This window comes from Klebsiella sp. Q11, assembly GCF_964241505.1.
In the GTDB taxonomy this organism is placed as follows: domain Bacteria; phylum Pseudomonadota; class Gammaproteobacteria; order Enterobacterales; family Enterobacteriaceae; genus Klebsiella; species Klebsiella michiganensis.
This window is the reverse complement of sequence record NZ_CAXSXW010000006.1, coordinates 41279-61720: the sequence shown is the minus strand read 5'-3', so window position 1 is coordinate 61720 and position 20442 is coordinate 41279. Positions and strand designations below refer to the sequence as shown.

Here is a 20442-nt window from a genome sequence, read left to right as displayed (position 1 = left end):
AATTATCTTAAAAAACAGCATATCAGGGAATATATACGCCGGGTCTAATAATAGACTCGGATAGGTTATGGTTATAATTTATTGATTTTATTGATTTTGCCTCGCCAGTCCAAAAGTAGACCGAGGCCTGTGTGATTAAGTAATTTCTTAATTTGAATGTTTTATTTTTGTTAATTTTGAGTCTACATTTAGACCGCGAAATAGATTGTGCGCTGAAAAAATGTTGTATAAATTTTGTCTCGTCGGCAGGGGTAATCCGGTTTTAATAAAATGAAACGGTGGTGTGATATATACCACTGATTCCCGGCAATATATTAAAGTAATGGCAAAATGCGTTTATTAAATATTTTGCCTGAATGTAAATAAAGTAAAACAGGATGTGTCGTTATGAAAAAGAAAATTGTTATTGCGATGCTTGCAGCAGGTTCTGCATTATCAATGACTCAGGCTTTCGCAGCAGCGGGTACCGTTAATTTTAATGGCAATATTTTGGATGCCGCTTGCGACATCGATGTGGCGTCAAAGGACCAGGTGGTCGTTTTGGGTGATTATTATAAAACTGAATTTCCGGTAGCCGGTTCGAGAACCGCCGCGACGAAATTCGATATTATTTTGAAGAACTGTCCGGTGACGGTTACCAATGCCAAAGTCCGCTTTGATGGCACGCCTGATTTAAGCAACGCCAGCCTGCTGGCCATTGACTCATCGGTCGCTGGCGCAGCCTCCGGTGTCGCGATTAATCTGATGACGGCGGATAAAGCCGATCTGCCTCTGCACGGCAGCAACGGTTACTCCTACCCGCTCACCAGCACCGCTGATAATACGCTGAATTTCTATGCTCAGTATGTGTCGACCACTGCGACGGTGGTTGCCGGCCCAGCTAACTCGGTCGCGAACTTCTCAGTGGTTTACAACTAAGTTTCTGCAGTAATCAGTAGGGGGCCGGCCCGGCCCCTTTGTTTTAAGAGGTATTAAATGCGTTTTATCAGAACAATTGGCCTGGCGATAACAATGTTAACGCTGGTGCAGGCAACCGCCACTGCCGGGGTGATTATTGGCGGCACGCGGATCATTTTCGATGGTGCAAAAAAAGAAGCGTCAATCAGCGTTAATAATCCTGATGCGACGCCTTATTTAATTCAGTCATGGATAGATGAGCAGGAAGGTGGTTCTGGTAAAGCGCCTTTTATTATTACGCCACCGATGTATCGCCTCGATAGCGGACAAAAAAATATTGAGCGAATTGTCGCGACAGGTTCACTGCCTCAGGCCAAAGAAAGTTTATTCTGGATAAATATTAAAGCGATTCCCTCGGCATCAAAGCAGATGAACTCCCTGCAAATTGCCGTAAAAACGCGCATCAAGCTAATTTATCGTCCCGTTACGCTTCGTGCCTCAACGCCGGAGGAACAGGCGAATAAACTCACCTGGCAAAGAAGCGGCAATGAACTTCAGGTTAATAACCCAACGCCTTACGTCATTAATTTCAATGAAATTACCGTGGGCGGAAAAATGCTTGCCCAGGTGACCTACGTCATGCCGGGTTCGACCACCCGGTTCCGCTTGCCGGACGGGGCCTCCGGCAATGCCCTGACCTTTAAAATTATTAATGACTACGGCAGCCCCGGTCCGTCGCATCAAGCCAGTTTGTAATCCCTGAGTAAATGGCAAGCCCAGCGTTAAATAGGTAATAGCGATGACAATAAAAAATAATAAGTTGCGACCTGCTCGTCTGGCTACGCTTATCGCCATAGTGTTGACCGGTTTCTCTCCGGAACTGTATGCCAGTGATTCGTTTAATACGGCCCTGGTAGAGCTGGATAATCCCGGCGTGGGCAAAGCGGATTTATCGGCTTTTGAATCGGGCTCTCAGGCGCCGGGAACATACCATGTGGATATTATTCTTGATGACCAGTTAATGGACACCCGGGATATTCCTTTTTCGATGGCAAAGACCGGGGGCGGTAATGAGGTATTGCAGCCCTGTCTGAGCGTGGAACAATTAAAACAGTGGGGAGTGAAAACCGAACTTTTTCCCCAGCTGTCGGTAGAAAATAGTGATTGCGCCAATCTCCAGGCTATTCCGCAAGCCAGCGCTGATTTTCAGTTTGGCGCCCAGCGGCTGGTTATCAGCATTCCCCAGGCGGCGATCGACCTGCCGGCCAGGGGCTATGTACCGCCGGAAATGTGGGATGAGGGGATTACTGCGGCATTGCTCAATTATAGCCTGAGCGGGGCGAACACCTGGACGAAAACGGGCCAGCGCGCCGGGAGCGACAGTCAGTATGCGAATCTGCGTCCGGGGATCAATATTGGACCGTGGCGTTTTCGCAACTATACCACCTGGTCACGAGAGTCCTCCGGCCAGGATAAATGGGATACCGTTTATACCTACGCGCAGCGGGCCATTATTCCGCTGAAAGCCCAGCTTACCGTTGGCGACAGCTCCGCGCCTGCCGACGTGTTCGACAGTATGCCGTTTCGCGGCGGCCAGCTGGCATCCGATGACGACATGCTGCCGGATTCTCTTAAGGGCTATGCGCCCGTGGTACGCGGCATCGCCCGAACCAATGCGCAGGTCGTGGTGCGCCAGAACGGCTACCAGATCTACCAAAGCTACGTTGCGCCGGGCGCCTTTGAAATTACGGATATGTATCCTACCGGTGGGGCAGGCGATCTCGACGTGACGATTAAAGAAGCCGATGGCAGCGAACAGCACTTCACGCTGCCCTACGCCTCGCTGCCGGTACTGCAGCGGGAAGGCCGATTCAAATACGCCATCACCGGCGGGCAGTATCGTTCATATAACAGCAGCGTGGATAAAACCCCTTTCGGGCAGGCGACTGCCATTTATGGCCTGCGTCATGGCATAACCCTCTATGGCGGCCTGCAGGAGTCAAGCAAATATCAGTCGCTGGCATTCGGCGTGGGTAAAAATATGGGGGCGTTAGGTGCTATCTCCACGGACGTCACGCAGGCCTGGTCAACGCCGGATAAAACGGAAAAATCACAAGGCCAATCCTGGCGAGCGCGATACAGCAAAAACTTCATCGATACCGGGACCAACTTTTCCATTGCGGGATACCGCTATTCCACCAGCGGCTATTACGGGATGCAGGAAGTGCTGGATTCATATGGAGACAGCAGCGCGCTGCAGGACCGCAGGCGTAACCGCGCGGAGTTGACGATGAGCCAGACGCTGAGTCGCGAACTGGGGTCGCTGACTCTCAGCGCGGCGAGGGAAGACTACTGGAACTCCGCCAGGTCGATGGCTTCATGGAGCGTCGGATACAACAACTACTGGCGCAATATCAGCTACGGCCTGACCTGGACATACAGCAAAAATGGTAGCGCGACGTCAAACGACGGCGGCAGCGCGAAAAACAGCGCCCACGACCAGCTGCTGGCGTTTAACGTCAGCATTCCGTTGGATAAATTCCTCCCGCAAACGTGGGCCAGCTATAGCATGAACGCCAGCAAGAATGGCGGAACGACGCATAATATCGGCATGAATGGCGTCGCGCTGGAGAACAACTCGCTGAACTGGAACGTCCAGCAGGGTTACGGCACGGATGGCGTGGGTTACATCGGCAATATGAACGGTGACTATAAAGGGACGTACGGCGAAGTGACGGCGGGCTATAGCTACGACAAAAACAGCGATCGGCTTAACTATGGTCTGCAGGGGGGCGTTATCGCCCACGCCGATGGTATCACGCTTTCCCAACCGCTCGGTGAAACCAATGCCCTGATAAAAGCCCCCGGCGCACACGGCGTGAATATTCGCAACCAACCCGGCGCGCGCACGGACTACCGGGGATATACGGTCGTCAGCAATCTTTCCGTCTACCGAAAAAACGACCTGACGCTCGATCCGCAAAATATGCCTGAGGACGTAGAGCTGGAGATAAACACCGACACGGTCACCCCGACGCGAGGCGCGGTGGTGCGCGCCGATTATCTTTCTAAAGTGGGTCGCAGGGTCCTGATGACCTTAACCGACAATGACCGCTTCGTGCCGTTTGGGGCGGTGGTGACGCTTGCGGATGATAATAAGAGCAGCTTTATCGTTGGCGATCGCGGCCAGGTTTTTTTAAGCGGAATGCGCGAGCAGGGGGCGATCGTCGTCACGTGGGGCCGCCAGTCCAGCCAACAGTGCCGTGCTGATTTCAGCCTGCCGAAACAATCAACCTACGCTGGAATAACAGAAGTTAGCGCCAGTTGTCACCAGGAACGTTAAACATGAGATTGATTTACTCTGTTATTTTGCTCGGCTTGATCGCCGGATGGAATAGCGCGCGTGCCGGAACCTGCACCACCATTACCCCGCAGATCTCCACTCTGTCCGTGGGAACGATTACCGTACCGCGTGATGCGCCGGTCGGGACCGTTATTTTTTCTCAGAATGCGACGAAAACCACCTCCTATTTAACCGGTTGTACTAATCCGTTAATGCTTGGATTCAGCATGCGGTATCTTGGTGGGACTCCGAGCAGCTACGGTAATCATGTTTACACTACCAATGTTGATGGTATTGGTATTCGCTTCTCTTCCGGGAATTACTTTGAAAACCCGAGCAATACATTTTCCTATGAGGCGCAGGCCTCATACGTGGAGTGGTGGGGCGGCAGAATTGAGCTCGTGGTTACCGGCCAGGTATCATCAGGGGCATTAACGCCGGGAACGATCGGGGTGGTGACGCTCCAGGGCAGCGACGGCGTCTACCGTGATGGCCTGACCGCAACGCTGACCGATGGGACAATCAACGCCCTGGCCTGCAGTATCACTACGCCTCAGTTGAACTTCATCATTGGCGATATTCCCGCTTCAACGTTCGGCTCGACGGTGGGCACCACGCCCGCTGGCGCGCAGAATACGCAAAATCTGGGGTTAAGCTGCAGCGCCGGCACCAATATCACCGTTTCGCTGAGCGGCGTACAAAATCCAGATAGCGCCAATACCAGCGTAATGGCATTAACGGGGCAGGGCAGCGCCGGGACGGCAAAAGGCGTCGGCGTGCAGCTTTTATATAATGGCGCGCCGTTGGCCATCAATAGCCCGCTGTTATTAAAACGGTCATCGGGCGGGCAAGAAACGCTGCCGTTGACGGCCCGTTATTATCAGACCTTAACTTCCGTTGAGTCAGGCTCGGCAAATGCGACCGCCACGCTTAATTTGACGTACCAGTAACGGGTGAAAAAATGAAAATACGCCATAAAAAATTGCTTATTCTGACGCTGCTGTGCTGGAACGTTTTTTCTGCCGACAGCGTGACGATGGGGGTGACGGGAAATATTGTCGCCTCGCCCTGTATATTCAATGGGGGAAACAGCAACCTCGATGTCAATCTGGGCGATATTCAGGCAACCAACATGGCCACGCCCGGGTCATCCTCCGACCCTGTGGCCTTTAATTTGCTGTTTACCAACTGTCCGGCGGGAACGCGCAGCGTAACGGCCTCCTTCACCGGCACTCCCGATCCGCTTGCCGGTCCTGACTATTATCTGAATAGCGGTACGGCAACCAACGTGGCGGTAGCGATGAGTGAAGCGGGCAGCGGCGCGCTAAAGGGAACGGGTTCCAGCATCACCCACAATATCGCGGCTGACAGAACCGCAACCCTGGCTATGCAGGCCTCGGTAAAATCGGTGTCAGGCGGTGCGACGCCCGGAAGCGTCAGTGCCGTTGTGGTCATGACGCTGCAGTACAATTAAATGGGCATCCGTTTAGCGATACGCGGTAGCGCCTTGATCGCCGCCATGGCGCTGCCCTTTTGATTTTCGTGGTTATCGCGGTCTTTTTGCCTCATGACCGGGAAAAATAACGTCCGCCATTTCTTCTTTTTACCCGCAGGACGTGATTGTGACTCTTTTGCCCTTCACGGCGGGTTCTGTGCAACGCAAATTCGCTATCTCAAAAATAGGTATTTCCGATGCATATTTTAACTTTCCTGCAATTTCTACCTTTCTGTCACTGAAATGCATTATTAATCAATGCGTTGAACAATTTATTCCATCTCCGATATCTCTTCTGTCAGGGTCTATGCTTATAAAAAGCACTGAATGGGGAAATACCCCTTCTCTGCATGGGTTGAAGTGATAATCATTATCACTAACATAGCGATATGGCCCGATGGCGTCAACCTATGAGGTAGAGCGATGAATTCACATGCAGGAACTTTCAATCCCGAAGATTTTAGCTGGCGTGGGCTGGCCATGACCCCAGCCGCCGCCGCCCATATTCGCGATCTGGTCCGCAAACAGCCGGATATGCAGGGGCTGCGGCTTGGCGTTAAAACCAGCGGCTGCGCCGGTTTTGGCTACGTTCTTGAGCTAATTGCTGAACCGGCGAAAGACGATCTGTTATTTGAGCGCGATGGCGCGAAGCTGTGGGCGCCGCTGCAGGCGATGCCGTTTATCGACGGCACCGAGCTCGATTACGTTCGCGAAGGCTTAAATCAAATCTTCAAATTTCATAACCCTAAAGCCCAGCACGAATGCGGCTGCGGCGAAAGTTTTGGCGTTCAGGCGGAGTAACTATGTCTCGTAATACTGAAGCAACTGACGATGTCAAAACCTGGAGCGGCGGGCCACTCAACTATAAAGAGGGCTTTTTCACTCAGCTACGGACCGATGAGCTGGCGAAAGGCATAAATGAAGAGGTGGTCAGGGCGATTTCTGCGCGCCGCAATGAGCCAGAATGGATGCTGGAGTTTCGTCTGAACGCGTTTAAGGCCTGGCAGGCGATGGAAGAGCCGCACTGGCTGAAGGCGCACTACGACAAGCTGAACTATCAGGATTACAGCTATTATTCAGCCCCCTCCTGCGGCAACTGCGATGATACCTGCGCCTCTGAGCCCGGCGCGCTGCAGCAAACGGGGTCCAGCGCGTTTCTGACCAGCGAAGTCGAAGAGGCGTTTAACCTTCTCGGCGTGCCGGTGCGGGAAGGACGGGAAGTGGCCGTCGACGCCATTTTTGACTCGGTTTCGGTGGCGACCACCTATCGCGAAAAGCTGGCGGAACAGGGGATTATTTTCTGTTCCTTCGGCGAAGCGATCCACGATCACCCGGAACTGGTGAAGAAATACCTCGGCACCGTGGTGCCGGGCAACGACAACTTCTTTGCCGCCCTCAACGCGGCGGTGGCGTCCGACGGCACCTTTATCTATGTGCCCAAAGGCGTACGCTGCCCGATGGAGCTGTCGACCTATTTCCGCATCAACGCGGAAAAAACCGGCCAGTTCGAACGCACCATTCTGGTGGCCGACGAAGGCAGCTACGTGAGCTATATCGAAGGCTGTTCGGCGCCGGTACGCGATAGCTACCAGCTGCACGCGGCGGTGGTCGAGGTGATTATTCATAAAGACGCCGAGGTGAAGTACTCCACGGTGCAAAACTGGTTCCCCGGCGACAACAATACCGGCGGGATCCTCAACTTCGTCACCAAGCGCGCCCTGTGCGAAGGCGAGAACAGCAAAATGTCGTGGACCCAGTCGGAAACCGGCTCGGCGATCACCTGGAAGTATCCGAGCTGCATTCTGCGCGGGGATAACTCCATCGGCGAGTTCTTCTCGGTGGCGCTGACCAGCGGCCATCAGCAGGCGGACACCGGCACCAAGATGATCCATATCGGCAAAAACACCCGTTCGACGATTATCTCGAAGGGCATTTCCGCCGGCCACAGCCAGAACAGCTATCGCGGTCTGGTCAAAATCATGCCGACGGCGACCAACGCGCGCAACTTCACCCAGTGTGACTCCATGCTGATTGGCCCGGACAGCGGGGCGCATACCTTCCCGTACGTGGAATGCCGCAACAACAGCGCGCAGCTGGAGCACGAAGCGACCACCTCCCGTATCGGCGAAGATCAGCTGTTCTACTGCCTGCAGCGCGGAATCAGCGAAGACGATGCGATTTCGATGATCGTCAACGGTTTCTGTAAAGACGTCTTCTCAGAGCTGCCGCTGGAGTTTGCCGTAGAAGCGCAAAAATTACTGGCAATTAGCCTTGAACACAGCGTCGGCTGATAACAAAGGAAATAAGATGTTAAGTATAAAAAATTTGCAGGTCGCCGTTGAAGACAAAGCGATCCTGCGCGGGCTGGATCTGGAGGTTCGCCCCGGCGAAGTGCACGCCATTATGGGCCCGAACGGCTCCGGGAAAAGTACGCTCTCCGCTACGCTGGCCGGACGTGAAGACTATGAAGTGACCGGCGGCAGCGTGGCGTTTAAAGGCAAAGATTTACTGGAACTCTCCCCTGAAGATCGCGCCGGTGAAGGCATCTTCATGGCCTTCCAGTATCCGGTGGAAATTCCCGGCGTCAGCAATCAGTTTTTCCTGCAAACCGCGCTCAACGCCGTGCGCAGCTATCGTGGCCAGGAGCAGCTTGACCGTTTTGACTTCCAGGACCTGATGGAAGACAAAATAAAGCTGCTGAAGATGCCGGAGGATCTGCTGACCCGCTCGGTTAACGTCGGCTTCTCCGGCGGCGAGAAAAAACGCAACGATATCCTGCAGATGGCGGTGCTGGAACCGGAGCTGTGCATCCTGGACGAGTCCGATTCCGGGCTGGATATCGACGCGCTGAAGATTGTCTCTGACGGCGTCAACTCCCTGCGCGACGGCAAACGCTCGTTTATTATCGTCACCCACTATCAGCGCATTCTCGATTATATCAAGCCGGATTACGTCCACGTGCTGTACCAGGGGCGAATCGTCAAATCCGGCGATTTTACTCTGGTCAAACAACTGGAGGAGCAGGGCTATGGCTGGCTTACCGAACAGCAGTAACGCGCTGCAGCAGTGGCACCATCTGTTTGAGTCCCAAAGCGGGCAGCGCAGCCCGCAGGCGTATCAGCACCTGCAACAGCTGCTGCGCCTGGGGTTGCCGACGCGTAAACACGAAAACTGGAAATATACCCCGCTGGACGCGCTACTGAATCAGACCTTTGTCGCCGCTCAGCCGCAGACGCTGACGGCGGCCCGGCGCGACGAACTGGCGCTAACGGTAGAGGCATGGCGGCTGGTGTTTGTCGACGGTCAGTTTAGCGCGAGCCTGAGCGACGATCTGGCCGCCAGCGGCTATGACGTGCAGGTGGATAACGAGCGTCAGCAGCTGCCTGACGCCGTTCAGCCCGAAGCCTTTCTGCATTTGACCGAAAGCCTGGCGTCTACCGTTACCCATATTCGGGTCAGGCGCAACCAGCGCCCGGATAAACCGCTGCTGATTATGCACCTGACGCGCGGGCTGGCGAGCGATGAAATGAACACCGCCCACTATCGCCACCATCTGGCGCTGGAGAGCGGCGCGCAGGCGACCATCATCGAACACTATCTGAGCCTTAACGATGAGCGCCACTTTACCGGCGCAAGGCTGACGATGACCGTGGCGGATAACGCCCACCTGCAGCACATCAAGCTGGCGTTTGAGAACGCGCAAAGCTACCACTTTGCCCATAACGACCTGGCGCTCGGGCGCGACGCCTCCGCTTTCAGCAGCAGTTTTCTGCTCGGTAGCTCGGTGCTGCGCCACCACACCAGCACGCAGTTGAAGGGGGAAAACAGCACCCTGCGGATTAACACGCTAGCGATGCCGGTCAACGGCGAAGTCTGCGACAGTCGCACCTGGCTCGATCATCAGGTCGGGTACTGTAACAGCCGCCAGCTGCATAAAACCATCGTCAACGATAAAGGGCGGGCGGTGTTTAATGGCCTGATTAACGTCGCGCAGCATGCGATCAAAACCGACGGCCAGATGACCAACAACAACCTGCTGCTGGGCCGCTTATCCGAAGTGGATACCAAACCGCAGCTGGAGATTTACGCTGACGACGTGAAGTGCAGCCACGGCGCGACCATCGGGCGTATTGATGACGAACAGCTGTTTTATCTGCGCTCGCGCGGCATTACGCAGCAGGCGGCGCAGCAGATGATTCTTTACGCCTTTGCCGCGGAGCTCACGGAAGCGATCGACGATGAGGCGCTCAGGCAGCAGATACTGGCGCGTATTGGCCAGCGTTTGCCGGGAGGTAAGGCATGACATTTTCTGTGGAACGCGTGCGCGCGGATTTCCCGCTTCTCAATCGCGAGGTTAATGGCCAGCCGCTGGCCTACCTCGACAGCGCCGCCAGCGCGCAGAAGCCGGAAGCGGTGATTAACGCCGAGGCGGAATTTTACCGCCACGGCTATGCGGCGGTGCATCGCGGCATTCATACCCTCAGCGCGGAAGCCACGGCGAGCATGGAGCAGGTGCGCCAGCGGGCGGCGACGTTCCTCAACGCCCGCTCGGCGGAGGAACTGGTGTTTGTTCGCGGCACCACGGAAGGCATTAACCTCGTGGCGAACAGCTGGGGAAACGCCAACGTCGGCGCGGGCGACAACATCATCGTCAGCGCGATGGAGCATCACGCCAATATCGTGCCGTGGCAGATGCTGTGCGCCAGAGCGGGGGCGCAGCTGCGGGTGATCCCGCTGAACCAGGACGGTACGCTGCAGCTGGATGCGATCCCCGGCCTGTTTGACGAGCGCACCCGCCTGCTGGCCATTACCCAGGTATCGAACGTGCTGGGAACCGAAAATCCCATCGCCGCTCTGACGGCGTTGGCCCATCAGCACGGCGCCAAAGTGCTGGTGGACGGCGCGCAGGCGGTGATGCACCATCCGGTGGACGTGCAGGCGCTGGAGTGCGACTTTTACGCCTTCTCCGCCCACAAGCTGTACGGTCCCACCGGCATCGGCGTGCTCTACGTCAAGCAGGACATTTTGCAGGAGATGGCGCCGTGGGAAGGGGGCGGGTCGATGATCGCCACGGTCAGCCTGACGGAAGGCACGACCTGGGCAAAAGCGCCGTGGCGCTTCGAGGCGGGAACGCCGAATACCGGCGGCATCATCGGGCTGGGCGCGGCGCTGGATTACGTCAGCGCGCTGGGGCTGACGCACATCGCGGAATATGAACAGACCCTGATGCGCTACGCGCTGCAGGCGCTGGAGAACGTGGCGGATTTAACCCTTTACGGCCCGCAAGATCGCCTGGGAGCGATCGCCTTTAATCTCGGCAAACATCATGCTTATGATGTCGGCAGCTTCCTCGATAACTACGGTATTGCGGTGCGGACCGGGCACCACTGCGCCATGCCGCTGATGGCGTTCTACGGCGTGCCGGCCATGTGTCGGGCATCGCTGGCGATGTACAATACGACGGAGGAGGTGGACCGACTGGTAGCGGGGCTACAGCGGATCCACAAATTATTAAGCTAAAGGAAGCAACTATGGCGGCGTTACCGGACAGAGACAAACTGCTGCGCAACTTTAGCCGTTGTGCGAACTGGGAAGAGAAGTATCTCTATATTATTGAACTGGGTCAGCGCCTGGCGCCGCTGAGCCCGGAGGAACACACCGCGCAGAACATCATTCAGGGCTGCCAGAGCCAGGTGTGGATCGTGATGACGCAGGAGCAGAGCGGCGCGATTGCGCTTCGCGGCGACAGCGATGCGGCCATCGTCAAAGGCCTTATCGCGGTGGTGTTTATCCTCTATGACCAGATGACGGCCAAAGATATCACCGCGTTTGACGTGCGTCCGTGGTTTGAAAAAATGGCCCTGACGCAGCACCTTACCCCCTCGCGGTCGCAAGGACTGGAAGCCATGATCCGCGCAATTCGCGCGAAAGCAGCAAATCTTAGCTAGAATAAAACAGTAGATTTCATTCTGTTATGCACGACGGGAGGCTCGCCTCCCGTCGTGCATAACAGGCCTGGCGTTTTATCAGCGAAAGAAGGAATCTCAGTATGAAACGCGCTTCTCTTATCACCATTGCCCTTCTGAGCGCCCTCAGCGCGTCCCACGCCGCCTGGGCCGTTGATTATCCCCTTCCTCCTGCCAACAGTCGTCTGATTGGTGAGAACCAGTTCTGGACGGTACAGGAGGGTGACCGCAACCTGCAGGCGATTGCCCGTCGTTTTGATACGGCGGCGATGCTGATCCTTGAAGCGAACGATACCATTGCGCCGGTGCAGCCTAAACCGGGTACTCAGGTGCTGATACCTTCGCAGATGCTGCTGCCGGACGTGCCGCGCGAGGGCATCGTCGTCAACCTGGCCGAGCTGCGCCTGTACTACTTCCCGCCGGGCGTCAATCAGGTGCAGGTCTATCCCCTGGGGATTGGTCAGCAGGGGCTGGAGACGCCGGAGATGACGACCCGCATAGGGCAGAAAATCCCGAACCCCACCTGGACGCCGACGGCGGGCATCCGCGCCCGTTCGCTGGAGAAGGGGATTAAACTGCCGCCGGTCGTGCCCGCAGGGCCGAATAACCCGCTAGGCCGCTATGCGCTCCGTCTGGCGTACGGTAACGGTGAATATCTGATTCATGGCACCAGCGCGCCGGACAGCGTGGGTCTGCGCGTCAGCTCCGGCTGTATGCGCATGAACGCGGCGGATATCCAGTCTTTATTCAATCAGGTGAAAAGCGGGACGCCGGTACGGATTATCAACCAGCCGGTCAAGTTCGCCGTGGAGCCGGACGGTAAGCGCTATGTTGAAGTTCATCGCCCGTTGACGCCGGATGAGGCCAGCAATGCGCAGACCATGGCCTATACGCTTCCGGCGGAGTTTCATCAATTCTCGGGGGATAAAGCGGTTGATGAGGCGCAGCTTAAACGCGCGCTGACCCGGCGGGCAGGATATCCGGTGGTGGTATCGGCTAGCGGAAGCACCGCGTCGAGCCTGTCGGTACAGAATAATACGCCGGTGGATGAAGCGAAAAGGGTGCAGTAGGCGGGAAAAGGTAACGCAAAAAAAATGGCGCACAATGTGCGCCATTTTTATTACACAGATACTATTACTTGCGGTATTTAGTAGCTGCGTTGTCCAGACGCTGGTTAGCGCGAGCTGCGTCATCTTTAGCAGCCTGAACGTCGGAACGCATTGCGTTCACGTCGTTGCTCAGCTGGTCAACTTTAGCGTTCAGAGTCTGAACGTCAGAAGACAGCTGATCGATTTTAGCATTGCTGGAGCAACCAGCCAGCAGAGTAGAACCCAGGATTACCGCGCCCAGTACCAGTTTAGTACGATTCATTATTAATACCCTCTAGATTGAGTTAATCTCCATGTAGCGTTACAAGTATTACACAAACTTTTTTGTGATGAGAATATTTTTTTACCTGAATGCACTTATTTTTGATCGTTCGCTCAAAGAAGCATCGAAATCATCACGTAACTTTAAAAAGGCGAGTGAAAACAGCGCGCTTCCATCGGATTCATCTTAGATAATCTCGCATTAAATAGTAAATTCCGATTTGCATTTTTATTAATAGCGGCTAGTGCCAGAATAAAAAAAAGCGCCCCGAAGAGGCGCTTTTAAAGGAAATACTAATTAACCTGTAAATTATTACAGCACGTGCACGGAAGCGGTATTGGTGGTTCCGCTCGGGACCAACGCGCCGGAGACCATAACTACCACGTCGCCTTTACGCGCCAGGCCGCTCTGCAGCGCCAGCTCTTTACCCTGGATATAGAAGGCATCGGTAGAAGAGATATCTTCAACCAGCTGCGCCACAACGCCTTTGCTCAGCACCAGCTGACGCGCGGTCGTTTCATTGGTGGTCAGCGCCAGGATGGTAGCATCCGGGAAGTATTTACGTACGGCGCGCGCGGATTTACCGCCCTGGGTTGCCACAACGATCAGCGGCGCTTCCAGTTTTTCAGCCGTTTCAACCGCACCGCGGCAAACTGCTTCGGTGATGCGCAGCTTACGGTTGTCGTTGTTGTATTCAAGACGGCTGGTCATCACGCGGTCGGTACGCTCGCAGATGGTCGCCATGATGGTGACCGCTTCCAGCGGGTATTTACCTTTTGCGGATTCGCCGGACAGCATAACTGCGTCGGTGCCGTCGAGGATGGCGTTAGCCACGTCGCCTGCTTCCGCACGGGTCGGACGCGGGTTTTTGATCATAGAATCCAGCATCTGAGTCGCGGTGATAACGACTTTACGCGCGCGGATACATTTTTCGATCATCATCTTCTGCGCGAAGATCACTTCTTCAACCGGGATTTCAACGCCCAGGTCGCCACGCGCAACCATGATGCCGTCAGAGGCTTCGAGGATCTCGTCGAAGTTGTTCAGGCCTTCCTGGTTTTCAATTTTGGAGATGATCTGGATCTTCTCGCCGCCGTGGGCTTTCAGGTGTTCACGGATTTCAACGACGTCAGAACGCTTACGGATAAAGGAGGCCGCAACAAAGTCAACGCCCTGTTCGCAACCGAAGATCAGGTCCTGCTTGTCTTTTTCGGCCAGCGCCGGCAGAGCGATAGACACGCCCGGCAGGTTAACGCCTTTGTTCTCGCCAAGGTCGCCGTTGTTCAGCACTTTACAAACAACTTTGTTGCCTTCGATAGCGGTGACTTCCATACCGATCAGACCATCGTCAACCAGTACGGTGTTGCCGACGCTCAGGTCGCTGGTGAAACCTTCATAGGTCACCGCAACGATTTCGTTATTACCGACAACGGATTTGTCGGTGGTGAAGGTAAAGGTCTGGCCCGCTTTCAGAGAAACGTCGTTGCCGCCTTCCAGCTTAATGGTACGGATTTCCGGACCTTTGGTATCCAGAAGGATTGCCGCTTTCTTACCGGTTTTACTCATCACATTGCGCAGGTTCTGGATGCGCTGACCGTGTTCCGCGTAGTCACCGTGAGAGAAGTTCAGACGCATAACGTTCATGCCAGCGTCCAGCATTTTGGTCAACATCTCTTCGGATTCGGTTTTCGGACCGATGGTGCAAACAATTTTGGTCTTTTTCATGACAGTTTAATCTTTAAGTTGTGAAGGATAGGGATGGGGAATCTGACTCTGTGGGCGCACTGCCGCAGAGTTAAACCTGTATTACGAAAGTTGCTATGCCACGCTCTAAGGATAGGTGACAACAAAAGAGCGTGCAGAAGAATGTGTGCTGGCGGTTCAGCCCATGAAAAGAGGCAACGTGTTATGCGTTTAGTCATGCAATCCAATGCGCTGAAACCATTCAATAAGAATTTGTTGGGCATTATACGTTGCCAAATCCAAAAAAGAAAATGAAAACCATGTTTCATTTCTATAGTTATATACTTAACAAAATGCAAACTAATCCTACGCTTATGCGCAACACATTTTTTCATCACCTGACAAGATAAAGAGAGCGGAAACGCGGGTTTATTCACAAGTTTGTCAGGGAAAAGCGGTCTCTGAGGCGCAAACGCGGAGCTGGTTTGATTTACTCAGGAAATATATCAATAATGATTTGATTGATAATGAAAAATTGAGAGTGAAATAGAATGGGAAACACAGCCAAAGATGAGGCGCTGTATCAGGAAATGTGCCGCGTAGTGGGCAAAGTCGTGCTGGAGATGCGCGACCTGGGTCAGGAGCCAAAGCATATCGTTATCGCCGGCGTGGTGCGTACCGCCCTGGCGAACCCGAAAATCAAACGTTCCGCGCTGACGCAGGAAGCGATGGAGAAGGTGGTCCATGCGCTTTCCGGAAACTAGCCGCCGCCGGGCGCTTCCCGCGCGCTTCAGGAAATGACAAAGCGAATAACCGCCTTGACGGCAATATCGCAGTGGTGGGCGACCATCGCTTCATCATCAATAGCCGGCATCGGATCGTCCAGGTAGAGGCTGCTGAACGTATAAAAGTTTGATACCTGGTAGAAGCTAAAGCTGCTGATCAATCGATGCACATCGCGCGCTTCCAGCCCTGCCTGAAACACCCCTTGCTGCTGCCCGCGCTGAAGAATATCTTCCAGGATCGACAGGGCGGTGCGGTTCAGCGGTTTCAGCTGACCTGAACTTTTCAGCCATTTCCCGCGCTGCATGTTTTCCATACAGATCACCCGCATATAGTCAGCGTGCGTGGCGTGATAGCGCACGCTCCACTTCACCAGCTGCACCAGCGCCTCTACCGGCGGTACGTTTTCCAGCCCGAGCTGCTGCTCGGTTTCGCGGATCCTCGCGTAGACGTGCTGCAGCACGGCCTGATAAAGCAGCTCTTTGGTCTTGAAGTAGTAGACCACCATGCGTTTGGTGGTCTGCGCTTCGGTGGCGATTTGCTCCATCCGCGCGCCCGACAGTCCATGCTCGGCGAAAACGGTAATGGCGGCGGCGAAGATCCGCTCTTTCAGAGACTGCGCTTCATCATGAGCAACGACGGACATAACGGCTCCTTTTCTTGAGATGCAAAAAATACACATATTGATCACAATTTTGCAACCAATCATGGCGCATTTGAACCAAATGATACATATTCAGGTCACTAAGTCAGCTAATGACCCGAGGACTCTATGTTGCGTTCCATCGCCACCGTCTCGATCTCCGGTACCTTACCCGAAAAGCTCCATGCCATCGCAGCGGCGGGCTATCAGGGCGTCGAGATCTTCGAAAACGATCTGCTCTATTATACCGGTACGCCGGCCGATATCCGCCACCTGGCGGCAGATTTAGGGCTAAAAATCACGCTTTTTCAACCATTTCGTGATTTTGAAGGCGCCAGCCGCGCCCAGTTCGCCGCCAACATGGAACGCGCCAGGCGCAAATTTGCGCTTATGCACGAGCTGGGCTGCGACACCCTGCTGCTGTGCAGCAACGTTCAGCCGGACTGTTCCGCCGACGTCGAGCTGCAGGTCGCCGACTTACGCGCCCTTGCTGCGCTGGCGGAGCGGGAACGCATCACGATTGGCTACGAGGCGCTGGCCTGGGGCACCCACGTCAACCGCTGGCATCAGGCGTGGGCGCGGGTCAAAAGCGTCGATAGCCCGGCGCTGGGCATCGTGCTCGACAGTTTCCACGTGCTGGCGCGCGGCGATACGCTGGCGCAGCTGGCGGATGTGCCGCTGGAAAAAATCACCTTTGTACAGATGGCCGACGCGCCGCTGATGAAAATGGATATTCTCGAATGGAGCCGCCACTTCCGCTGTTTTCCCGGCCAGGGGCAGCTGCCGCTGGTGGAGTTTGCCTGCGATCTTACCCGCCGCGGCTACTGTGGCCCCTGGTCGCTGGAGATCTTTAACGACAGCTTCCGCGCATCGCCAAACGGCGCGACGGCGAAAGATGGCTATCGCTCGCTGCTGTGGCTGGAAGAGCAGGTCCGTCAGCGGCTGCCGGAAAGCCGGGCGCCGCTGTTTTCCCCCGCTGAACTGCCCCTCTACGCCGGGCTGGAGTTTATCGAGTTTGCCGCCACGCCAGCGCAGGCGGGCGAACTCGGACACAGGCTGACGCAGCTCGGCTTTGCCGAAGAGGGGACGCATCGCTCAAAACGCGTCGCCCTCTGGCGCAACGGCGGGGCGAGGGTGGTGGTTAACGCCCAGCCGCATAGCTGGGCCGATCATTTTCACCAGCGTCACGGGGTTTCCCTCTGCGCCATGGCGCTGCGCGTCAGCCAGAGCGCGGCGATCGTGGAACGGGCCCGCGCCTTAGGCTACGCCACCTGGCAGGGCGATGCCGGGCCGAACGAAAGCCCCATCCCGGCGGTTTGCGCCCCGGACGGCAGCCTTATTTATCTGATTGAGATGGGGGACGATATCTACACCCGCGATTTTTATCTGCGCAAAGAAGTCACGCCGCGCGACGATTATCGGGGTATCGATCACCTGGCACTCGGCATGGAAGCGGACAGCCGCGATAACTGGATTATCTTTTTCCGCACCGTATTCGGCTTTACGCTCGAACATGAGCAGACCCTGCCCGATCCTTACGGGCTGGTGCGCAGCCTGGCGGTGCGCAGTCCGCAGGGCGACATTCGTCTCGCGCTCAATATTTCGCAAAGCCGCGCCACGCAAATTGCCCGTTCGGTAGCCTGTTATCAGGGAGCAGGTTTACAGCACGCGGCGTTTGCCTGCCACGATTTACCCTCCACGCTCGCGAGCCTGGCTCCGGTTGCGGTCAACGCGCTGCCGATCCCGGCGAACTACTATGAAGATCTGTTGGCCCGTTTTGGCGAGGATGTTCAGGTCAACCTGCTGAAGAATCATCAAATTCTTTACGATCGTGACGGAAGCGGCGGTGAATTCCTGCACCTATATACCCGCCCGTTTTCTGCCGGACGCTTTTTCTTTGAACTGACCGAGCGGCGCAACGGTTACGCACTTTATGGTGCTGTAAATGCAGCTGTACGCTTGTCAGCAATGCAGTACACCTAGTAATGTAGCAAATGGTTCACAACCCAACGTCGCAAACACAATAACAACATCCGGCTGTACCCTATGACAGGAAACGACTATGAACTCTTATAGCCATAATCACACGACGGCGGCCGCCGCGTCCGGCGCGCGGCCTTCCCGGCGGCGTATCGGTATCCTTGCGCTGCTGGCGGTCGGCACCATGATCAACTATCTCGACCGCACGGTGCTGGGGATTGCCGCGCCGCAGCTGACCGCAGAGCTGGGTATTGATGCCGCGATGATGGGCATCGTATTCTCCGCCTTTGCCTGGACCTACGCGCTGGCGCAGATCCCCGGCGGCATCTTTCTTGACCGCTTCGGTAATAAAGTCACCTATTTTCTGGCGCTGACCCTGTGGTCGCTATTCACCATGTTCCACGGCCTGGCGGTCGGCCTGAAAACCCTGCTGCTGTGCCGTTTTGGCCTCGGCGTCAGCGAAGCCCCCTGTTTCCCGGTGAACAGCCGGGTGGTGAGCGCCTGGTTCCCGCAGCAGGAGCGCGCCAAGGCGACGGCGGTCTATACCGTCGGCGAATATCTCGGGCTGGCCTGTTTTGCGCCGCTGCTGTTCTGGATAATGGGCAGCTTTGGCTGGCGCGCGCTGTTTATTAGCGTCGGCGCCGCCGGCGTGATGTTCGCGCTGGTGTGGTGGCGCTGCTATCGCGAGCCGCATGAGGATAAACACCTCAATCAGCTGGAGCGCGAGCACATCGTCAACGGCGGCGGAATGTCCACCGGCGCAGAGCAGCATACCGCCTTTAGCTGGCCGCTGATCCGCCAGCTGCTGGCGAAACGGCAGATTCTCGGCGCCAGCATCGGGCAGTTTGCCGGTAATACGGTGCTGGTCTTCTTCCTGACCTGGTTTCCAACCTATCTGGCCACCGAGCGCCATATGCCGTGGATTAAGGTCGGCTTCTTCGCCATCATGCCGTTTCTGGCGGCGGCGGGCGGCGTGATGTTCGGCGGCTGGGTCTCCGATAAGCTGCTGAAGGCCACCGGCTCGGCGAACCTCGGGCGTAAGCTGCCGATCATTGCCGGTCTGCTGATGGCGAGCACCATTATCTCCGCCAACTGGCTGACCAGCGATCTGGCGGTAATTCTGGTGATGTCGTTCGCCTTTTTTGGTCAGGGGATGGTCGGGCTGGGCTGGACTTTAATCTCCGACATCGCGCCGAAAGGCCTTGGCGGTCTGACCGGCGGCCTGTTTAACTTCTGCGCTAACCTCGCCGGGATCCTGACGCCGCTGATTATCGGTTTCATTGTTGCCGCCTCCGGCAACTTCTTTTACGCGCTGATTTATATCGGCGGCGCAGCGCTGCTGGGCGTGGCGGCTTATGTCTTTATTCTGGGCGATGTCAAGCGTATCGAACTTTCGCAGTAACGTGATGCAGTCGTTGTTAAAGGAGCAGGGAATGGTGATTAGTGGAAATACGCGGCTGATAGCGCATCTTGGCTATCCGACCGCGAAGTTTAAAGCGCCGATGATTTACAACCCGTGGTTGGTTCATCAGCAGGTTGACGCCAAAGTGGTGCCGATGGGCGTCAAGCCTGAGGATTACGCCGCCTTTGTGCCGATGCTGTTTAAGATGACCAATATTATTGGCGCGCTGGTCACCATGCCGCACAAAATCGCCACCTGCGGGCTGGTGCAGCATCTTAGCCCAACGGCGGCGATAGCGGGCGCCTGTAACGCGATCCGTCCCGAAGCCGACGGCACGCTGAGCGGCGATATGTTTGATGGCGAAGGCTTTGTCCTCGGTATCACGCGTAAAGGTTTCCAGACGCGAGGGGCGCGGGCGCTGGTGGTGGGCAGCGGCGGCGTCGGCTCGGCCATTGCCGCATCGCTGGCGGCGGCGAGCGTCAGCGCCCTGACGCTGTACGATATCTGTTCGCAGACGGCGGAAGCGCTGGCCGGGCGTCTGCTTGAGCACTATCCTCGGCTGGACATTACGCTGATGCAGCGCGATCCGCAGGGGCACGATCTGGTGGTTAACGCCACGCCGCTGGGGATGAAAGAGGGCGATCCGCTGCCGCTGGACCCGCAGCGCCTGACGCCGGGCACCTTTGTCGGTGAAGTGGTTATGGCCCAGGAGTTCACTCCGCTACTGCAGGCGGCGCAGGCGGCGGGCTGCCCCATTCAGCGCGGCACCGACATGCTGTTTGAAATGATCCCGGCCTATCTGCGCTTCTTTAACCTGCCGGTGGCAACGCCGGAACAGCTGCGCGAACTGGCGGAAATTCGCTACTGAAATGGCCTGAA

19 protein-coding genes are annotated in these 20442 nt (G+C 55.9%); 16 read left to right on the top strand and 3 right to left on the bottom strand.

The annotated features are described in order from the left end of the window. Positions 1–387: 387 nt before the first annotated feature. From ACESQ2_RS11095 to ACESQ2_RS11040, 12 genes are all read left to right on the top strand, one after another. Positions 388–918: a fimbrial protein gene (locus tag ACESQ2_RS11095; RefSeq protein ID WP_049069685.1), complete on the top strand. Its 531-nt coding sequence runs from the start codon at positions 388–390 to the stop codon at positions 916–918. Positions 919–975: 57 nt separating this feature from the next. Further along, entirely contained in the window at positions 976–1653 is a 678-nt protein-coding gene (locus tag ACESQ2_RS11090; RefSeq protein WP_046877609.1) for a molecular chaperone, read from the top strand. Positions 1654–1696: 43 nt separating this feature from the next. Next, the gene (locus ACESQ2_RS11085; RefSeq protein ID WP_049069686.1) at positions 1697–4240 is read left to right on the top strand and encodes a fimbria/pilus outer membrane usher protein; all 2544 of its coding nucleotides are present in this window, start codon (positions 1697–1699) and stop codon (positions 4238–4240) included. A gap of 2 nt (positions 4241–4242) precedes the next feature. Next, complete coding sequence (locus tag ACESQ2_RS11080; RefSeq protein ID WP_224260758.1) at positions 4243–5190, top strand: fimbrial protein; 948 nt, start codon at positions 4243–4245, stop codon at positions 5188–5190. Positions 5191–5201: 11 nt separating this feature from the next. Then, the gene (locus tag ACESQ2_RS11075) at positions 5202–5714 is read left to right on the top strand and encodes a fimbrial protein (protein WP_025108212.1); all 513 of its coding nucleotides are present in this window, start codon (positions 5202–5204) and stop codon (positions 5712–5714) included. 444 nt (positions 5715–6158) lie between these two features. After that, positions 6159–6536 (top strand): Fe-S cluster assembly scaffold SufA, encoded by a 378-nt coding sequence (gene sufA / locus ACESQ2_RS11070; protein ID WP_046877605.1) that lies wholly within the window; start codon positions 6159–6161, stop codon positions 6534–6536. A 2-nt stretch (positions 6537–6538) separates the two neighbouring features. Beyond that, positions 6539–8026, top strand: coding sequence for a Fe-S cluster assembly protein SufB (gene sufB / locus ACESQ2_RS11065; RefSeq protein WP_004851745.1), 1488 nt, complete (start codon positions 6539–6541; stop codon positions 8024–8026). Between the two features lie 16 nt (positions 8027–8042). Continuing rightward, positions 8043–8789 (top strand): Fe-S cluster assembly ATPase SufC, encoded by a 747-nt coding sequence (gene sufC, locus ACESQ2_RS11060; protein ID WP_004851743.1) that lies wholly within the window; start codon positions 8043–8045, stop codon positions 8787–8789. Then, entirely contained in the window at positions 8764–10038 is a 1275-nt protein-coding gene (gene sufD / locus ACESQ2_RS11055) for a Fe-S cluster assembly protein SufD (protein WP_373170443.1), read from the top strand. Before sufC ends, sufD begins: the two co-directional genes overlap by 26 nt. Further along, on the top strand, positions 10035–11255 hold the full coding sequence (sufS, locus tag ACESQ2_RS11050; protein ID WP_048262473.1) for a cysteine desulfurase SufS: 1221 nt from the start codon (positions 10035–10037) through the stop codon (positions 11253–11255). Before sufD ends, sufS begins: the two co-directional genes overlap by 4 nt. Before the next feature lie 11 nt (positions 11256–11266). Beyond that, complete coding sequence (sufE, locus tag ACESQ2_RS11045; RefSeq protein WP_004851737.1) at positions 11267–11683, top strand: cysteine desulfuration protein SufE; 417 nt, start codon at positions 11267–11269, stop codon at positions 11681–11683. Between the two features lie 101 nt (positions 11684–11784). Continuing rightward, positions 11785–12771 (top strand): L,D-transpeptidase family protein, encoded by a 987-nt coding sequence (locus ACESQ2_RS11040; RefSeq protein WP_004851735.1) that lies wholly within the window; start codon positions 11785–11787, stop codon positions 12769–12771. Between the two features lie 64 nt (positions 12772–12835). On the opposite strand, the gene lpp is transcribed toward ACESQ2_RS11040, so the two are convergent. Further along, the gene (gene lpp / locus ACESQ2_RS11035; RefSeq protein ID WP_003029373.1) at positions 12836–13072 is read right to left on the bottom strand and encodes a murein lipoprotein Lpp; all 237 of its coding nucleotides are present in this window, start codon (positions 13070–13072) and stop codon (positions 12836–12838) included. Positions 13073–13384: 312 nt separating this feature from the next. Next, positions 13385–14797, bottom strand: a complete 1413-nt coding sequence (gene pykF, locus ACESQ2_RS11030) for a pyruvate kinase PykF (protein WP_004119183.1) — start codon at positions 14795–14797, stop codon at positions 13385–13387. Positions 14798–15306: 509 nt separating this feature from the next. On the opposite strand from pykF, the gene fumD reads away from it, so the two are divergent. Next, positions 15307–15519, top strand: a complete 213-nt coding sequence (gene fumD, locus ACESQ2_RS11025; RefSeq protein ID WP_004851729.1) for a fumarate hydratase FumD — start codon at positions 15307–15309, stop codon at positions 15517–15519. 26 nt (positions 15520–15545) lie between these two features. Here fumD and ACESQ2_RS11020 read toward each other — a convergent pair whose 3' ends face one another. Continuing rightward, the gene (locus ACESQ2_RS11020; protein WP_014229708.1) at positions 15546–16184 is read right to left on the bottom strand and encodes a TetR/AcrR family transcriptional regulator; all 639 of its coding nucleotides are present in this window, start codon (positions 16182–16184) and stop codon (positions 15546–15548) included. A gap of 126 nt (positions 16185–16310) precedes the next feature. Between ACESQ2_RS11020 and ACESQ2_RS11015 the strand changes: the two genes are divergently transcribed. From ACESQ2_RS11015 to ACESQ2_RS11005, 3 genes are all read left to right on the top strand, one after another. After that, positions 16311–18164 (top strand): bifunctional sugar phosphate isomerase/epimerase/4-hydroxyphenylpyruvate dioxygenase family protein, encoded by a 1854-nt coding sequence (locus tag ACESQ2_RS11015; protein WP_373170430.1) that lies wholly within the window; start codon positions 16311–16313, stop codon positions 18162–18164. Between the two features lie 79 nt (positions 18165–18243). After that, positions 18244–19563, top strand: a complete 1320-nt coding sequence (locus tag ACESQ2_RS11010) for an MFS transporter (RefSeq protein ID WP_004851724.1) — start codon at positions 18244–18246, stop codon at positions 19561–19563. Positions 19564–19594: 31 nt separating this feature from the next. Further along, entirely contained in the window at positions 19595–20431 is an 837-nt protein-coding gene (locus tag ACESQ2_RS11005) for a shikimate dehydrogenase (protein ID WP_286116056.1), read from the top strand. Positions 20432–20442: the final 11 nt, after the last annotated feature.

What these genes read in the sequence shown, in the direction of transcription:
- ACESQ2_RS11010 (WP_004851724.1), top strand. Translation starts at nt 18,244, where the DNA reads ATGAACTCTTATAGCCATAATCACACGACGGCGGCCGCCGCGTCCGGC.
- sufD (WP_373170443.1), top strand. Translation starts at nt 8,764, where the DNA reads ATGGCTGGCTTACCGAACAGCAGTAACGCGCTGCAGCAGTGGCACCAT.
- ACESQ2_RS11095 (WP_049069685.1), top strand. Translation starts at nt 388, where the DNA reads ATGAAAAAGAAAATTGTTATTGCGATGCTTGCAGCAGGTTCTGCATTA.
- sufB (WP_004851745.1), top strand. Translation starts at nt 6,539, where the DNA reads ATGTCTCGTAATACTGAAGCAACTGACGATGTCAAAACCTGGAGCGGC.
- sufE (WP_004851737.1), top strand. Translation starts at nt 11,267, where the DNA reads ATGGCGGCGTTACCGGACAGAGACAAACTGCTGCGCAACTTTAGCCGT.
- ACESQ2_RS11020 (WP_014229708.1), bottom strand. Translation starts at nt 16,184, where the DNA reads ATGTCCGTCGTTGCTCATGATGAAGCGCAGTCTCTGAAAGAGCGGATC.
- sufS (WP_048262473.1), top strand. Translation starts at nt 10,035, where the DNA reads ATGACATTTTCTGTGGAACGCGTGCGCGCGGATTTCCCGCTTCTCAAT.
- ACESQ2_RS11075 (WP_025108212.1), top strand. Translation starts at nt 5,202, where the DNA reads ATGAAAATACGCCATAAAAAATTGCTTATTCTGACGCTGCTGTGCTGG.
- ACESQ2_RS11015 (WP_373170430.1), top strand. Translation starts at nt 16,311, where the DNA reads ATGTTGCGTTCCATCGCCACCGTCTCGATCTCCGGTACCTTACCCGAA.
- ACESQ2_RS11085 (WP_049069686.1), top strand. Translation starts at nt 1,697, where the DNA reads ATGACAATAAAAAATAATAAGTTGCGACCTGCTCGTCTGGCTACGCTT.
- fumD (WP_004851729.1), top strand. Translation starts at nt 15,307, where the DNA reads ATGGGAAACACAGCCAAAGATGAGGCGCTGTATCAGGAAATGTGCCGC.
- sufA (WP_046877605.1), top strand. Translation starts at nt 6,159, where the DNA reads ATGAATTCACATGCAGGAACTTTCAATCCCGAAGATTTTAGCTGGCGT.
- ACESQ2_RS11080 (WP_224260758.1), top strand. Translation starts at nt 4,243, where the DNA reads ATGAGATTGATTTACTCTGTTATTTTGCTCGGCTTGATCGCCGGATGG.
- ACESQ2_RS11005 (WP_286116056.1), top strand. Translation starts at nt 19,595, where the DNA reads ATGGTGATTAGTGGAAATACGCGGCTGATAGCGCATCTTGGCTATCCG.
- ACESQ2_RS11090 (WP_046877609.1), top strand. Translation starts at nt 976, where the DNA reads ATGCGTTTTATCAGAACAATTGGCCTGGCGATAACAATGTTAACGCTG.
- lpp (WP_003029373.1), bottom strand. Translation starts at nt 13,072, where the DNA reads ATGAATCGTACTAAACTGGTACTGGGCGCGGTAATCCTGGGTTCTACT.
- sufC (WP_004851743.1), top strand. Translation starts at nt 8,043, where the DNA reads ATGTTAAGTATAAAAAATTTGCAGGTCGCCGTTGAAGACAAAGCGATC.
- ACESQ2_RS11040 (WP_004851735.1), top strand. Translation starts at nt 11,785, where the DNA reads ATGAAACGCGCTTCTCTTATCACCATTGCCCTTCTGAGCGCCCTCAGC.
- pykF (WP_004119183.1), bottom strand. Translation starts at nt 14,797, where the DNA reads ATGAAAAAGACCAAAATTGTTTGCACCATCGGTCCGAAAACCGAATCC.